Genomic DNA, 15,506 nt, shown 5'->3' with positions numbered 1-15,506 from the left:
ATTAGGTGATAGAAAATCAATAAATACGCTCTGCAACGCTTCACTGTTTCAAACTCAACAACAATGAGCGCTCCCTATGGATAAAATTCACGCAATGCAGCTGTTCATTCGCGTCGCTGAACTGGAGAGTTTTTCCCGCGCAGCGGACTCAATGGGCCTTCCTAAAGGTAGCGTATCGCGCCAGATTCAGGCGCTGGAGAACGGGCTTGGCACGCAGTTGCTGCACCGGACCACGCGGCGCGTCAGCCTGACGCAGGACGGCATGGTCTATTACGAGCGGGCCAAAGATCTGCTGGCAAACATGGATGAACTGGATGGTCTTTTTTTGCACGACCCTGCCAGCGTCAGCGGAAGGATCCGAGTGGATATGCCGGCAGGCGTTGCGCGAAATTTAGTCATCCCCAAACTGCCGCTTTTTTTACAGCAGTATCCCGGGATTGAACTGGAGCTGAGCAGCAGCGACCGGCTGGTGGATGTGATCCGCGAAGGATTTGACTGCGTGGTGCGCGTCGGCACCCTGAAGGACTCCGGCTTAATCGCCCGCCCGCTCGGCAGGCTGTCGGTGATTAACTGCGCCAGCCCCGATTATCTGTCGCGTTTTGGCTATCCGGACGGGCTGGATGATTTAGCCTCCCATGCAGTGGTGCACTACGCGACGCATCTCGGCACCCGGCCTCAGGGGTTCGAATATTTTGATGGCGACATTAGCCACTGGATCAAGACCGGCGGCGTCCTGACGGTCAACAGCACCGAAACCTACCACGCCTCGGCCCTCGCTGGACTCGGGATTATTCAGGTTCCAAGGGTCGGCGTGCGTGACGCGCTGCGCGCCAAAAAGCTGCTGGAGATCCTGCCGCAGTACCGCGCCAGACCGATGCCGGTGTCGCTCATTTATCCCCATCGCCGCAATCTCTCCCGCCGGGTGCATCTGTTTATGGCCTGGCTCACGGAAATCATGAAAACCTACGTTGACTGAGCGCAGGCTATAATTGCAGGGACTACTCGCTAAACGATAAGGAAAACGTGACTGATGCCGGATAGCAACCCGCAACGTCCCACCCAGGATCTGGATTACGAGCCGATTAAGAAACTGGAAAACAGCCCGCCCCCGAAGCCAGCTGAAGCCAAAATTACCGCCGTGCGTAAAACGGGCAGTCTGCTCGACAAGGCGAAAGACGTCATTCAGCTGATTCAGCAAAGGCCGATGATTGCCCACCTGCTGCGCGCGACCGAGCGGTTTAACGATCGGCTGGGCAATCAGTTTGGCGCGGCGATCACCTACTTCTCATTTCTGTCGATGATCCCCATCCTGATGCTCTCCTTTGCCGCAGCAGGTTTTGTGCTGGTGTCGCATCCGACGCTGCTGCAGGACATCTTCACTAAAATCCTGCAGAACGTCAGCGATCCGACGCTGGCCACCACCCTGAAAAGCACCATCAGTACCGCCGTCCAGCAGCGTACTACCGTGGGGATTGTCGGGCTGTTTGTGGCGCTCTACTCCGGCGTTAACTGGATGGGTAACCTGCGGGAGGCGATCCGCGCCCAGTCGCGCGACGTCTGGGAACGTAAGCCGCAGGATGAGGAGAAGATCTGGACCAAATATTTCCGCGACTTCGTCTCGCTGATTGGGCTGCTGGTGGCGCTGGTTATCACCCTCACCATCACCTCCGTGGCGGGCTCGGCGCAGCAGATGATCATCTCCGCGCTCTATCTCGACACCATTGAGTGGCTGAAACCCGTCTGGCATCTGGTGGGGTTAGGTATCTCGATGCTGGCGAACTATCTGCTGTTCTTCTGGATCTTCTGGCGTCTGCCGCGTCACCGGCCTCGCCGCAAGGCGCTGATCCGCGGGACGTTCATTGCCGCTATCGGCTTTGAGGTGATCAAAATCGTGATGACGTACACCCTGCCATCGCTGATGACCTCCCCGTCCGGGGCGGCGTTTGGCTCCGTGCTGGGGCTGATGGCCTTCTTCTACTTCTTCGCCAGACTGACCCTGTTCTGCGCGGCCTGGATCGCCACCGCCGAGTACCCGGATGACCGGCGAATGCCCGGCAAAACGCACCGTTAAATACCCCATCGGGCTGAATAAGAATGAAATATATCAGCCCGATTCATCATTTCAGCATATAAATCCAGCCTGTAACTTTTATTTAACCGAAAACCAGTTTTATCCTCTAACTTTTAATTTCTGTGAAGCATTTCATAGATGTTATTTTCCTGGTCTGAAAATTATCCGCTTTTTGCTGCCTTTTTCACCGCCCGCTGCGTTTGTTACAGATTGAAATGTCGCTTTTGCTGTGCGTAATATGGCCTTTCGTTCGCCAAAAATAAGAAAAGTTTATGCAAGCCACAGCCACAACACTCAATTCAGAGCAGGAAAACGTCCCGGTTAACTCGCGCAATAAAGTCGTCGTCGCGTCACTGATTGGCACCGCCATCGAATTCTTCGACTTCTATATTTACGCTACCGCTGCGGTTATCGTTTTCCCGCATATCTTCTTCCCGCAGGGCGACCCGACGGCGGCAACGCTGCAGTCGCTGGCGACCTTCGCCATCGCCTTCGTCGCGCGTCCTATCGGCTCTGCGCTGTTCGGTCACTTCGGCGATCGCGTCGGACGTAAGGTGACCCTTGTCGCCTCGCTGCTGACCATGGGGATCTCCACCGTTGCCATCGGCCTGCTGCCGACCTATGAAACCATCGGTATTCTGGCACCGCTGCTGCTGGCGCTGGCCCGTTTTGGTCAGGGTCTGGGGCTGGGTGGTGAATGGGGTGGCGCGGCGCTGCTGGCCACCGAAAACGCGCCGCCGCGCAAGCGTGCGCTGTATGGCTCCTTCCCGCAGCTGGGCGCGCCGATTGGCTTCTTCTTTGCCAACGGCACCTTCCTGCTGCTCTCCTGGCTGCTGACCGACGAGCAGTTCATGACCTGGGGCTGGCGTATTCCGTTTATCTTCTCGGCGGTGCTGGTGCTGATCGGCCTGTATGTGCGCGTCTCCCTGCACGAAACGCCGGTGTTTGCCAAAGTGGCCGCTGCGAAGAAACAGGTAAAAGTTCCGCTGGGCACGCTGCTGACCAAACACGTTCGCGTGACCGTGCTGGGCACCTTCATCATGCTGGCGACCTATACGCTGTTCTACATCATGACCGTCTACTCCATGACCTTCAGCACCACGGCAGCGCCGGTGGGTCTGGGTCTGCCGCGTAACGAAGTGCTGTGGATGCTGATGATGGCGGTAATCGGTTTTGGTGTGATGGTGCCGATCGCGGGCCTGCTGGCCGACCGCTTTGGCCGTCGCCCGAGCATGATCGTCATCACCTCGCTGATTATCGTGTTTGCGCTGTTCGTTTTCCCGCCGCTGCTCGGTTCCGGTAACCCGGCCCTGGTGATGGCGTATCTGCTGATTGGTCTGAGCCTGATGGGGCTGACGTTCGGCCCGATGGGCGCGCTGCTGCCAGAGCTGTTCCCGACCGAAGTGCGTTATACCGGAGCATCCTTCTCCTATAACGTCTCCTCGATTCTGGGCGCGTCCGTGGCGCCGTATATCGCCACCTGGTTACAGGCGAATTATGGTCTGCAGTATGTGGGATTCTACCTGGCAGCGATGGCGGCACTGACGCTGATTGCGCTGCTGCTGACCCACGAAACCCGTCACCAGTCGCTGTAATATGACAAGGCCGGGTGGCGGCTACGCCTTACCCGGCCTGTAAAACTCAAGGCCCGGCAAGCATCGCGCCGCCGGGCAACAACTCCCGCACTATTTCTTCATCTGCGACAGAATGGTCTGACACTGGTTAGCCTGCCCTTCTGACGGCGAGATCAGCGCCAGCAGTGCCGCCGCCGGCGTCACCAGCGTCGCCAGCGCCGCAGCCACCGCGCCGCGAGCAATCAACGGCCCTGCTTTCACCCCCGCATCCGGATCTTTAAAGCTACCGCGCACGTACAGCGGCGAGCGCAGCGTCACGATGCGAATCCCTTTGCTTTCCGGGTTGATGGTGAGATCCAGCTGCTCCGAGGCCATACTGGCCGTGCCGGTAATGTTGATCACCGCATTTTCGGTATCAAAGGCAAAGATTTGCGGACGCGCCACGCCGTTCACCAGGTCGATATTGGCGGCGGCACAGTTCACCCGCACTTCATCATCGCCAAAGATCTGCCCGATAATAAAGTTGCCGACGTTCAGACCGAGGATCTCCATCAGGTTACGGCTCACCAGCCCGTCATTCATCAGCAGCTTCAGATTGCCGTTGCCGTTGCCCAGCAGGGCCGCCACCGAGTTGCCGGTGCCGCGAATTTTGGCATCGCCGTTCATTTCGCCGAGGGTTTTCTGCATCAGTTCCACATCCGGCATCAGCTCTTTCAGCTTCAGCCGTCGCGCCTGAATATCCGCCTGACCCCGCATCGGGTTTTTATCCCCTTCCAGATGAATATTTGACGAGATGGTCCCCCCGGCCAGGCCGAACTTCAGCGGCTCCAGGCGCAGATCGGCATTTTTCAGAATGATATGGGTAGAGAGGTTGCTGATGGGCAGGCTGCTGCCATGCTCGATTCGACGCCCCTTGAAGCGCACGTCGGCATCCATCACGTCCCACTTATCGGTTTCGAAGCGGTCATTCGGCAGCACTTTGCCCGACGGCGGTGCCTCCTTTCTGACCTTCTGCGCTTTCGTGCCTTTACCGGAATCGACGCCAATCAGCGGCCCTAAATCGGCAAGGCGCAGCTGACGTGATTCCACGTCGCCTTCCAGCTTCGGTCGCGGTTTACCGGTGCTGTAGGTCAGCGAGCCGTGAATATCGCTGTCACCGATCCGGCCATTAAAGTCGCGGTAATCGTAGACCGAGGATTTTTCCGTATCGATTTTCGCCACCAGATGGCCGTCCGTTTCAAACGGCGGGGTATCCGGCAGCAGAACGCCGGTCAGCTTATAGAGTTCACCCAGTGAATCCCCGGCGAATTTAAGCCGCAGGTCAACGCCCCCCATTTTCATCGGGTCGTTCACCGTGCCGACAAAGGCCACCCGGGTATTACCGGAGCGGAAGTCGGCCTGCACCGGGAACGGCGTGCCTTCGCTGCGCAGCGCCAGCATGCCGCCAATTTTACCGGTGCCACGTAACGGCTGATCGTTATAGCGCCCTTCGGCCTTCAGGCCAAAGACGTAATCCCCCACCTTGCCCTTCTCATCTTTCCCCTTCGCGCCGGTCACTTCGCTGAACGGCAGCGGTTTACCGAGCGGATCGACAAAGATCTCGAGGTCGGCTTTGCTCACCGCATCATCAATGGCGACGCGGCCGCGATCGAAAATAATGTTGTCGAGCCGGAACGACCAGGCCGAAGGCTGCGCGTTTTCCTCTTTGTCTTTGCTATCAGCGAGATCAAAGGTCCAGTTGTTGGTTTTTTCCGACAGGCGGATCAGCCGGGCATCGGGCTGTTGCAGTTTGATCCACGGCAGATAGACCGTTTTGGTGAGCAGCGCCAGCGGCGCCAGCGTGGCTTCAACGCGCGGCAGATGGACCATCGTGATATCGGGTATCTCCGGCGGATTGCCAAGGAGGACATCGTTAGCATGAACGTGCGGCCAGGGGATCCAGCTGCGCCAGCCCGTTTCGCCCTTCTGGCGCTCCCACACGACGCCCAGATCGCCGCGAATGGCGAAAGGTCGGTTAAGTTCGGTTGAGACTTTCTGGTTGATGGTCGGTTTGAGGCGGTTCCAGTCAAACGTCGCAATGATGACGATTGCCACCACAATCAACAACAAGAAGACCCCCAGGATCCAGGTGATAATCTTTGTTGTTTTTGTCATTCCATTCTCCCTTTCAGTAATCACTTGCCTTTCATGAATATAGTCCAGACAAGGGGAAAGGGGCGGCAGCGTCCGGTAATAACGCGTTAAGCACGCGCTATTATGGGAAGCTGCCGGAATTCAGAGGGTGATGATAACGTTGTCGAGCGTCTCCATCGACACCGGACGGGAGAGGAAATAGCCCTGCGCGGCGGCGGCTGGTGAGTTCTGAACATCGCGCCACTCTTCCAGCGTCTCGACGCCTTCGACGATCACGCCCTGGCAGTAGCGGTTCATCAGCTGCAGCAGGAGCGTGAACAGATTACGGCCTTCCGGGGTCTGGCGCAGCATGATGAACAGGTCACGCGCCACTTTGATGTAGTCGTAACGCACTTCACTCAGGGCGGAGAAGTTAGCCATGCCGGTGCCGAAATCGTCCAGCCACAGTGGGCCAAACTCGCACATGGTGGCAAACGAGGAGTCCTGCGGCAGACGAACATGTTCCACCAGCTCAAAGCGCAGCCACGGCAGCCGCTGGATCAGCTTCTGCAGACTCTCATCCTGACGCACCGCCAGCAGGGTTGGACCATCGACGTTAACCGAAGCCAGAATGTTATTGTCGGCGAAAAACGCCTGCCTGGCCGCCAGCATGGTGAGCTGCTCTTCCAGAATATCCAGACGATGGCGCACGGGTACTTCCGCGAAGTAGCGATCCGGGGCGATCCGCTGAGCCGGATTTGAAGGATGAGTCACGACGGTCAGGATCTCAATCGCCATCAGCTTACCGTCGGTGCGGTAGATCGGCTGATAAGTGTAAGCGCGCTCACATTGCAGCCAGTAGCGATGTTCCTGTAAGTTCTCAATACTCGCTTCAGGGATGCTCAGCAGCTGGATGTCCTGCCTTAACTTCATTTCACATATCCTGTTGAATGGGGAATAGCCTGTCGGGACTGGTCAAAGGATTATCGGCCCCAGGCAAGAGAACTTTATGTCCGGTTGCGGACGAAAATGAAAATCTGGGATCTCTTACCCGCCAGGAACTTGTCCGAGTTCAAAAAAATAATGGAACGTCGTTTTAATACAGTTGACCGCTCCCGGCCTCCAGCGCAAACTAACCGCAGTTTAATTATCCAGGTTCACGACTATGTCCAAGAAAATTGCCGTGATCGGCGAATGTATGATCGAACTGTCCCAGAAAGGGGCGGAAGTCAGCCGCGGTTTCGGCGGCGATACCTTAAACACCTCGGTGTATATTGCCCGTCAGGTCGATGCTGACGCGCTGGCGGTAAACTATGTTACTGCCCTGGGCACAGATAACTTCAGCCAGCAGATGCTGGACGCATGGCAGAGTGAGAACGTCGATACCTCGCTGACCCAGCGGATGGAGAACCGCCTGCCGGGTCTCTATTACATCGAAACCGACAGCACCGGCGAGCGTACCTTCTACTACTGGCGTAACGAGGCTGCCGCCAAATTCTGGCTGGAGAGCGACAGCGCGGCGCAGATCTGCGAAACGCTGGCCCACTTCGACTATATCTACCTGAGCGGCATCAGCCTGGCGATCCTCAGCCAGAGCAGCCGCGAAAAACTGCTCTCCCTGCTGCGCGAATGTCGCGCCAACGGCGGGAAGGTGATTTTTGACAATAACTACCGTCCACGCCTGTGGGCCAGCCGCGAAGAGACGCAGCAGGTCTATAGCCAGATGCTGGAGTGCACCGATATCGCCTTCCTGACCCTCGACGACGAAGATGCGCTGTGGGGCGAGAAGCCGGTTGATGAGGTGATTGCCCGCACGCAGGCCGCCGGTGTCAGCGAAGTGGTGATTAAGCGCGGCGCGGATTCCTGCCTGGTGGCGATTATCGGTGAAGCGGTTATCGAAGTGCCTGCAGTGAAGCTGGCGAAAGAGAAAGTGATTGATACCACCGCGGCGGGTGACTCCTTCAGCGCCGGATATCTGGCAGTGCGTCTGACGGGCGGTACGCCACAGGCAGCAGCCCAGCGCGGCCACCTCACCGCCAGCACGGTGATCCAGTATCGCGGGGCCATTATTCCGCGCGAAGCAATGCCGGAGTAAAAGCAAAACGGCAACCCTGAGGTTGCCGTTTTTAGTGTTTGTTCCCTCTCCCTGTGGGAGAGGGTCAGGGTGAGGGCATCAGTACGCACTCCCCTTATCTTACTGCGCCGCTGTAGCCGACTGCACTGGCGCCATAATTCCGTCCCACGTCGCCTGCAGATCCTTCATGTCGTATTCCGGCTCACCTTTCGGCTGCATTAGAATCAGCGACATATCCTGAGAAAGCTGCTGACGCAGATCCTGGCTCAGCATATCCGCGGTCAGGCTGTTAAGGAAATCCTGGCGCAGCTTCTGATACTGCTCCGGCGCGATATCCACCACCTGATTTTGCAGGGAGCGAATACGCTGGCTGATCAGGATATCGGTATCGGTGCGGGCGTAGGTGGCGAACAGTTTTTGCAACTCGAGGTTTTTCTGCGCCACCAGCGCGTTGAACTCCTCTTCGCTCAGGCCGTTGTCGCGCACTTTCGCCAGCTCTTTCGCCACCACCGCCATATTGGCGTTCAGCTTGTCGCCCGGCGACTCAACGTTAATGGCGCACTGGGCACGCTGGAACAGCACCCGGCAATCAAAGCCCAGACCAATGTCTTTGGCGTTGTTCTTACTCAGGGTTTGCTGAACATGCCAGAACAGCGCTTCACGGGCCAGATCGGCGCGCCAGTAGCGCAGCAGCGCGGCGGACTCACGAATCGGCTGCCACGGGCTGTCCCACATAATAGAGAGACGATCCTGACGCACGGCATCGGTCATGATGCTCACCGGCTCTGCGCGCAGAGGCGAAAGCGTTGGCACCGGTGCAGGCGTGCTGCGTTTGCCCTTCAGCTCGCCAAAGGTTTTGCTGATTTGCTCAATCACCGCGCGGCTATCTACGTTGCCGACCACAATCAGGGTCATGGCATCCGGGGTGTACCAGGTCTGGTAGAAGGACTTCACCTGCTCAATATCAACCGGCTGCTTTAGCGGCTCTGCCGGGTCGTGGCCGAGCAGCGCCGACCCTTTCAGGCGATAACGCCACCAGCCCTCTTTGGTATCCGCCGGCCAGGTCGCCACCATATCGCTGTTGCTCAGGGCGTAATTCACCGTTTCAGGGGTAATGGAGACACTACCGGCGGTATCGGAAAGCCAGGTCAGCGCCTCTTTAAGCAGATCGTTGCGGTTGTTTGGCAGGCTGAGGTTAAACATGGTGTAGTCGTAGGAGACGACTGCAGGCGGCAGCGGGCGCTTTGGATCGATGCCCTGTTGCCATAATGAACGGGCCTGCACGGCCTGCAGGCTGCCGCTTTGCGTCAGCGCCAGGCGGGGCAGAAAGTGGCTGAAACCGCTCTGTTGCGTGCTCTCGGTCAGGGAGCCGGTATTGACGGAAAGGCGGATTTCAATGCGGTCGCTGGGGCGTTGTGGGGTGGCTAATACCTGCCACTGAAACCCATTCGCCAGCGTTCCCTGTTGCCAGGCCGGGTCCGGCTGGAGCGCGTCAGCCTGCACGTAACTGGCTGCTGCCATCATGAGCAAACCGCCGGTTAAGAGTCGAATTTTTGTGCCCTGCATGTGAACCCCTGATCAACATTCCTGGTTACAAAGAGTGCCACACGCCCTGTCGCACTCTAAAGATGATGTTCAAAACACTCCGATTAGACCGCGCATGAAGCGAAACGTCACGGCATGAAGTGAAATTTACCCGAAATAAATCTTATCGAATTATGACAAGTAATCAGGGCCATTATGCGCAGGAGCCCGCACCCCGACAAGGGAATGCGGGCCAGAGGGAAGATTTTAGGAGGACAAACCGTGTGTTTTGCCGTCTGGCGCACGATTATTCAGCGTATCGTCGAGCTTTTTGTGGTCCAGCTCTTTCACCCACTTCGCCACAACCACCGTCGCCACACCGTTGCCGACCAGGTTAGTCAGGGCACGGGCTTCAGACATAAAGCGGTCGATACCGAGGATCAGCGCCAGTCCGGCTACCGGCAGATGCCCCACGGCGGAGATCGTTGCCGCCAGCACGATAAAGCCGCTTCCCGTCACCCCTGCCGCCCCTTTCGAGGAGAGCAACAGCACCACCAGCAGCGTGATTTGATGGAAGATATCCATATGGCTGTTGGTGGCCTGGGCAATAAAGACCGCCGCCATCGTCAGGTAGATGGACGTCCCGTCGAGGTTAAAAGAGTACCCGGTCGGAATAACCAGTCCCACCACCGATTTACGGCAGCCCAGCTTCTCCATCTTGTCGAGCATGCGCGGCAGCGCCGACTCGGACGAGGAGGTGCCCAGCACAATCAGCAGCTCTTCACGGATGTAGCGGATGAACTTGAAGATGCTGAAGCCGGTCGCGCGCGCAATGCTTCCCAGTACCACCACCACAAACAGAATACAGGTGATGTAGAAACAGATAATCAGCTGGCCCAGCTGCACCAGGGTACCAACGCCATATTTACCGATAGTAAATGCCATCGCCCCGAAGGCGCCAATAGGTGCCAGACGCATGATCATATTGATGATGCCGAAGATCACCTGCGAGAAGCTCTCAATGACGTTGAAAATCAGCTGGCCTTTGCTGCCGAGACGATGCAGGGCAAAACCAAACATCACGGCAAACAGCAGCACCTGCAGGATATTCCCGCTGGCGAAGGCACCAATCACGCTGCCGGGGATCACATCCAGCAGGAAGGCGACCACGCCCTGATCTTTTGCCTGATCGGCGTAGACCGCGACTGCTTTTGCATCCAGCGTCGAGGGGTCAACGTTCATGCCCGCGCCGGGCTGCACGACGTTAACAATCACCAGACCAATGATAAGCGCCAGAGTACTGACCACTTCGAAATAGAGCAGCGCTACCGCACCGGTGCGGCCAACGGCTTTCATGCTTTCCATGCCTGCGATGCCGGTCACAACGGTACAGAAAATAACCGGCGCGATAACCATCTTAATCAGCTTAACGAAGGCATCACCAAGCGGTTTCATCTGGGCGCCTAATTCAGGGTAGTAATGACCAAGCAGAATACCGATGGCAATCGCGGTTAAGACCTGAAAATAAAGACTTTTGAAGAGAGAGGTTTTCATAAGGTGTCCTTGGGAAGAAAAGCCACAGGTTTTGTAGGGTTGCTGCTCACCTGCGGCCTTAAAATACCACCCATAAATCAGGACAGATAGGAGTTCAGGCTGAATTTGAAACGAAAATGTTAAGAATTTTGAGCTGGCTCGCACAAGCCAGCAACATTTCAGTCATCAGCGCTATTGTCATCCTGTTTCAGATAACGACTTTCAAAAATATCGCCCGGCACGGCTTTGTCGAACAGGTATCCTTGTCCGCATTCAACCCCGGCATCGGCCAGCCAGCGACGCTGGGCTTCGGTTTCGATACCTTCCGCGATAATCCTCAGCTTCAGGCTACGCGCCAGCTGGATAATCGCCTCGACCATACTACTGTCGTCCGGCAGCCCCTCCACGAAGGCCTTATCAATCTTCAGCACGTCTACCGGCAGGGTTTTCATATGCTGCAGCTGACGCAGCCCGGCGTATCCCATGCCAAAGTCATCCAGTGCGATACGTACCCCGGCATTGCGCAGCGGGCGGAGAATGGCCACGGCTTCGTTAGGATCGTCAATCCGGCGGCTCTCGGTGACCTCAAGAATCAGGGTATCGGGCTTGATCTGGTAGCGGTGAATCAGCGCCAGCAGGTCCGGGACCATGTTCGGATGCATCAGCTGCAGTGCCGACAGGTTGACCGACAGCGGCATCATCACCCCCCGCGACTGCCAGGCTGACAGCAATCGGCAGGATTCTTCCAGCACCCAGTGACCCACGGTCACAATCAGGCCACAGTTCTCAATACGGTCGATCAGCCCTTCCGGAAGCGCCCAGCTGCCATCGGCCTGCCGCACCCGCAGCAGCGCTTCGGCGCTATGAACCTTGCCGGTACGCAGATCAACCTGCGGCTGTAGCCAGATGGCGAAATGGTTGCTGTCCAGCGCGGTGAGGATGTCGTTCTCTTCTGACAGCCGCTGCTGAGCCTTCTCCATCTGCTCAGGCTCGAAGAACTGAATCTGATTTTTACCCTTCTGGCGAGCGGTAAACGCGGCGGAAAACGCCCGGCGGTAAAGTTGTTCTGCGGTCAGGTTGCCGTAAAACATCGCGATACCAATACTGGCGCTCGGACGCAGCTGGATCCCCTGCACCGGCAACCGCTCATTAATAACAGTGAGCACTTGCTGACCTAATGTGATGGCGTGCCACGGCTCCTTAACGCCATTGGCAATAATGACGAAGTCATAGCCGCTTACCTGGGTCAGCACCATGCGGGGCGCCAGCACAGTTTTCAGCTTTTCGACCAGCGTCAGTAACACCATTTCCCGCTGGCTCTCTTTCAGCACGCCGGCGGTATCCTGCAGGGTTTCGCAGGCCACCACCATCAGCGCCATGGTGTGCTGACGCTTCACCGCCTGCTCCAGCAGCACCATCAGAAACGCCTTGTTGGGCAGCTCCGACACCGGGAAGCGGGTGGCATTGTGGTTGAGCTCATCATTCTGGCGCATCATGCGCTGCTGATTGAGGTTGTAGCTGCGTACCAGCATGCCGATTTCGTCATCATGGTGCAGGCGCTGCAGGGGCAGCTGGTGCCCCATCTGTTGCTGCGGCGAGAGGGAGTCGAGCTCGCGGGCAATTCGACGTAACGGGTGGACAATCAACCGGTTAATGCACCAGGTCAGCGCCACGGTCAGCATCAGCGTCAATAATAAGTAAGTGGTTACCAACGTGGAGACCCAACTGATAACGAATTTGTACATCCGCCAGGAGTCAGACTGCAGCACCAGATAGGCCAGCGGCTGCGGGTTGGCCGGCCGTTGCAGCGAATAGACCGGCAAAGAGATTTGCACCGGCATTTCAAACAGGCGTTTCATCATCACCGGTACCGGACGCTCCGGGATAAAGTTCATGCGCAGCGCCTGAAACTGGTTCGGCAGTACGACATCCGCCTGGCTGACGACGCCTGCCGGCTTGATGCTTTTAATAATGGACTCCGCCTGGGGGATATCACCCTTCAGAATGGCGGCAGAAAGGGGCTCACGGATTGAGCGGGCGATGCTCTCGAGTTGTGTAGCCGTGTTGTAGCGATTCTGCTGAATGGCATGAAACAGCAAAATGACGCAAAAGACGAAAACAAACACCATGGTGACGGCGGTGACCATCGCCATTTGTTTGATAGTTAAAGAGCGGCTGACACGCAAAATGTATCTCCAGAAACGCGAAAGGCAGGTTAATCTACGAGTGCCCTGCTGCTTTGAGAGTATACCTTATCGGGAACTGATTAAGAGAGTGTAACCAGGTGTTTAGGGATTATTCTGGTTGCCGCTTCGCACAGAGGCTGGCGGCGGTATAGCTTCAGAACGCGGGAGCCAGCGGCTCCCGGTAATTTATTCGGCGCTGCGCAGCGAAATCTCGCCGCCGACCCAGGGTTTAATCACCCCATCCTGCTCAAGTAACAACGCGCCCTGCTCGTTGATACCGCGCGATGTACCGTAAATCTCTTTGTCGCCGATGATCAGTTTTACCGCACGGTGGGCAAAGTTATCCAGCTTTTCCCAGCGAGGCAGGAACGGCGTTAACCCCTCCTGTTCGAAGATTTTCAGCGAGTGGCGCAGCTCATTGATCACTCGCACGGCGAGGACATTACGATCGATAGCGATCCCCGCTTCCTGCAGGTTGATCCAGCCCTGATTGATGTCTTCGGCCTGCACGTTGCGCATTACCAGGTTGATCCCGGCTCCCATGACGATCTGCGCAGCATCACCGGTTTTCCCCGTCAGTTCTACGAGGATACCGGCCAGTTTACGATCGTTCAGATAGAGATCGTTTGGCCACTTCACGCGCACTTTATCGGCGCCCAGCGACTGCAGAACTTCTGCCAGCACAATGCCAATCACCAGACTCAGGCCGATCGCCGCGGCAGGCCCTTGTTCCAGACGCCAGTACATAGAGAGATAAAGGTTAGCGCCAAACGGCGAAAACCATTTACGTCCCCGACGGCCACGACCCGCCTGCTGGTACTCTGCTACGCAGCAGTCACCGGACTTTAGCTCGTTGAGCCTGTTGAGCAGATACTGGTTGGTAGAGTCAATCACCGGCAGAACGGCGACGCTGTTGTCGGTAATTTGACTGTGGATAAAGCCTTCATCCAACAGCTGGATTGGCTCCGGCAGGCTGTAGCCCTTGCCCGGTACGGTAAAGACATCCACTCCCCAGTCACGCAGGGTCTGGATGTGTTTATTGATGGCGGCGCGGCTCATGCCGAGCTGTTCACCCAGCTGCTCACCGGAATGAAAATCGCCGTCGGCCAGAATAGAGATCAGCTTCAGGGGGACGGTATGATCTTTCATGCAATGGCCTCCACCGCATTCACTTCGCCATGATGGCCGATAAAGCGCACCTCTGGCTCCAGCCAGACATCAAATTTATCACCTACGCGCTGACGCACCTGATGAGCCAGCTGTACGACATCGTCGCTGGTCGCATTGTTTTCATTGATCAGTACCAGTGCCTGCTGGCGATGTACCGCCGCGCCGCCACAGGTTGTGCCTTTAAGCTGACACTGATCGATCAGCCAGCCCGCAGCCAGCTTGACGCTGCCGTCGGCCTGGGGATAGTGCGGTGCATTCGGCCACTGTGCGATTAAGGCATCAGCTTTTTCGCCGGAGATCACCGGGTTTTTAAAGAAACTCCCGGCATTGCCGTTCACTTTCGGGTCGGGCAGTTTACTCATGCGCATGTGGCAAACCGAATCGAAAATGTCTTTCGCAGTGACGGTTGCAGGGTCCAGCCGGGTGAGATCGCCGTAGGTGAGAACAGGCTGCCAGTTTTTTGTCAGGCGCAGGCCAACCGCGACGATGACATATTTATCCTGATACTCATGTTTGAAAATGCTGTCACGATAGCCAAAACGGCACTGTTCTGCGCTTAAACGCAGCGCGTTGCCCGTTGCAAGCTCGATGCAATCGACATAGTCGCAGACGTGTTTGAGTTCGATGCCATAGGCACCTATGTTCTGAATAGGAGATGAACCCGCGCAACCGGGGATCAGGGCGAGGTTTTCCAGCCCCGGCATGTTGTTTTCAAGGGTAAACTGCACCAGGTTATGCCAGTTCTCTCCGGCGCCCACGTGCAGACGCCAGCAATCCTGCGTCTCTTCAACCTCGATCCCGCTGATGCGGTTAACGATCACTGTGCCAGAAAAGTCTTCCAGAAAAAGAACGTTGCTGCCTTCGCCCAGAATAAGAACAGGCTGTTGGTGTTGCGTCGCGTGATTCCATGCGGCCAGCAGTTGCTGCGCATCGTCGGCCCGCACGATCTGTCGGGCATTTCGGTCAATACCGAAGGTATTCCAGGGCTTAAGGGAGTGATTCATAGAGGCTATCCAGATGCAAAAACCGGGATAGTTTACCCCATCGGGGGATCTTTGTCGGCTGGAATCGGGACATGTAGGCCGGGTAAGGCGGAGCCGCCACCCGGCTTTTCCGCGCATATGGCAAAAAACCCCGCACCTTGCGGTACGGGGTTTCTTTAATTGATGCCTGGCAGTTCCCTACTCTCGCATGGGGAGACCCCACACTACCATCGGCGCTACGGCGTTTCACTTCTGAGTTCGGCATGGGGTCAGGTGGGA

At 56.9% G+C, this 15,506-nt stretch carries 11 protein-coding genes and 1 rRNA gene; 4 read left to right on the top strand and 8 right to left on the bottom strand.

Annotation, left to right across the window (positions count from 1 at the left end; all coding sequences use genetic code 11):
* Positions 1 to 76: 76 nt before the first annotated feature.
* The 3 genes from K5I40_RS19165 to K5I40_RS19155 all read left to right on the top strand — a co-directional run bounded on the left by K5I40_RS19165 (position 77) and on the right by K5I40_RS19155 (position 3,666).
* On the top strand, positions 77 to 976 hold the full coding sequence (locus K5I40_RS19165; RefSeq protein WP_039032459.1) for a LysR family transcriptional regulator: 900 nt from the start codon (positions 77 to 79) through the stop codon (positions 974 to 976).
* 54 nt (positions 977 to 1,030) lie between these two features.
* On the top strand, positions 1,031 to 2,071 hold the full coding sequence (yhjD, locus tag K5I40_RS19160) for an inner membrane protein YhjD (RefSeq protein ID WP_375540656.1): 1,041 nt from the start codon (positions 1,031 to 1,033) through the stop codon (positions 2,069 to 2,071).
* 272 nt (positions 2,072 to 2,343) lie between these two features.
* On the top strand, positions 2,344 to 3,666 hold the full coding sequence (locus K5I40_RS19155; protein ID WP_039032457.1) for an MFS transporter: 1,323 nt from the start codon (positions 2,344 to 2,346) through the stop codon (positions 3,664 to 3,666).
* A 90-nt stretch (positions 3,667 to 3,756) separates the two neighbouring features.
* Here K5I40_RS19155 and K5I40_RS19150 read toward each other — a convergent pair whose 3' ends face one another.
* The gene (locus K5I40_RS19150) at positions 3,757 to 5,799 is read right to left on the bottom strand and encodes an AsmA family protein (protein ID WP_039032456.1); all 2,043 of its coding nucleotides are present in this window, start codon (positions 5,797 to 5,799) and stop codon (positions 3,757 to 3,759) included.
* A gap of 120 nt (positions 5,800 to 5,919) precedes the next feature.
* Entirely contained in the window at positions 5,920 to 6,690 is a 771-nt protein-coding gene (gene pdeH, locus K5I40_RS19145) for a cyclic-guanylate-specific phosphodiesterase (protein WP_039032455.1), read from the bottom strand.
* A gap of 232 nt (positions 6,691 to 6,922) precedes the next feature.
* Between pdeH and K5I40_RS19140 the strand changes: the two genes are divergently transcribed.
* Positions 6,923 to 7,852, top strand: a complete 930-nt coding sequence (locus K5I40_RS19140; RefSeq protein ID WP_223075713.1) for a sugar kinase — start codon at positions 6,923 to 6,925, stop codon at positions 7,850 to 7,852.
* A gap of 99 nt (positions 7,853 to 7,951) precedes the next feature.
* Here K5I40_RS19140 and K5I40_RS19135 read toward each other — a convergent pair whose 3' ends face one another.
* The 6 genes from K5I40_RS19135 to rrf all read right to left on the bottom strand — a co-directional run.
* Complete coding sequence (locus K5I40_RS19135; protein WP_223075714.1) at positions 7,952 to 9,397, bottom strand: pitrilysin family protein; 1,446 nt, start codon at positions 9,395 to 9,397, stop codon at positions 7,952 to 7,954.
* A gap of 225 nt (positions 9,398 to 9,622) precedes the next feature.
* Positions 9,623 to 10,909, bottom strand: coding sequence for a C4-dicarboxylate transporter DctC (gene dctA / locus K5I40_RS19130; RefSeq protein ID WP_039032453.1), 1,287 nt, complete (start codon positions 10,907 to 10,909; stop codon positions 9,623 to 9,625).
* A 158-nt stretch (positions 10,910 to 11,067) separates the two neighbouring features.
* Positions 11,068 to 13,074: a biofilm formation regulator HmsP gene (gene hmsP / locus K5I40_RS19125; protein ID WP_039032452.1), complete on the bottom strand. Its 2,007-nt coding sequence runs from the start codon at positions 13,072 to 13,074 to the stop codon at positions 11,068 to 11,070.
* A 186-nt stretch (positions 13,075 to 13,260) separates the two neighbouring features.
* The gene (gene birA, locus K5I40_RS19120) at positions 13,261 to 14,223 is read right to left on the bottom strand and encodes a bifunctional biotin--[acetyl-CoA-carboxylase] ligase/biotin operon repressor BirA (protein ID WP_223075715.1); all 963 of its coding nucleotides are present in this window, start codon (positions 14,221 to 14,223) and stop codon (positions 13,261 to 13,263) included.
* Positions 14,220 to 15,248 (bottom strand): UDP-N-acetylmuramate dehydrogenase, encoded by a 1,029-nt coding sequence (gene murB / locus K5I40_RS19115; RefSeq protein ID WP_039032450.1) that lies wholly within the window; start codon positions 15,246 to 15,248, stop codon positions 14,220 to 14,222. The genes birA and murB overlap by 4 nt, the downstream gene beginning before the upstream one ends.
* 164 nt (positions 15,249 to 15,412) lie before the next feature.
* Positions 15,413 to 15,506 (bottom strand): 5S ribosomal RNA (gene rrf / locus K5I40_RS19110); the annotation flags it as partial.

This window comes from Leclercia sp. LTM14, from assembly GCF_023736175.1.
GTDB classification, from domain to species: domain Bacteria; phylum Pseudomonadota; class Gammaproteobacteria; order Enterobacterales; family Enterobacteriaceae; genus Enterobacter; species Enterobacter barmai.
This window is presented reverse-complemented; position numbering and strand designations above follow the sequence as displayed.

Excerpts from the sequence above, each read along its gene's own strand:
- K5I40_RS19165 (WP_039032459.1), top strand. The coding sequence starts at position 77 with ATGGATAAAATTCACGCAATGCAGCTGTTCATTCGCGTCGCTGAACTG.
- yhjD (WP_375540656.1), top strand. The coding sequence starts at position 1,031 with ATGCCGGATAGCAACCCGCAACGTCCCACCCAGGATCTGGATTACGAG.
- K5I40_RS19155 (WP_039032457.1), top strand. The coding sequence starts at position 2,344 with ATGCAAGCCACAGCCACAACACTCAATTCAGAGCAGGAAAACGTCCCG.
- K5I40_RS19150 (WP_039032456.1), bottom strand. The coding sequence starts at position 5,799 with ATGACAAAAACAACAAAGATTATCACCTGGATCCTGGGGGTCTTCTTG.
- pdeH (WP_039032455.1), bottom strand. The coding sequence starts at position 6,690 with ATGAAGTTAAGGCAGGACATCCAGCTGCTGAGCATCCCTGAAGCGAGT.
- K5I40_RS19140 (WP_223075713.1), top strand. The coding sequence starts at position 6,923 with ATGTCCAAGAAAATTGCCGTGATCGGCGAATGTATGATCGAACTGTCC.
- K5I40_RS19135 (WP_223075714.1), bottom strand. The coding sequence starts at position 9,397 with ATGCAGGGCACAAAAATTCGACTCTTAACCGGCGGTTTGCTCATGATG.
- dctA (WP_039032453.1), bottom strand. The coding sequence starts at position 10,909 with ATGAAAACCTCTCTCTTCAAAAGTCTTTATTTTCAGGTCTTAACCGCG.
- birA (WP_223075715.1), bottom strand. The coding sequence starts at position 14,223 with ATGAAAGATCATACCGTCCCCCTGAAGCTGATCTCTATTCTGGCCGAC.
- murB (WP_039032450.1), bottom strand. The coding sequence starts at position 15,248 with ATGAATCACTCCCTTAAGCCCTGGAATACCTTCGGTATTGACCGAAAT.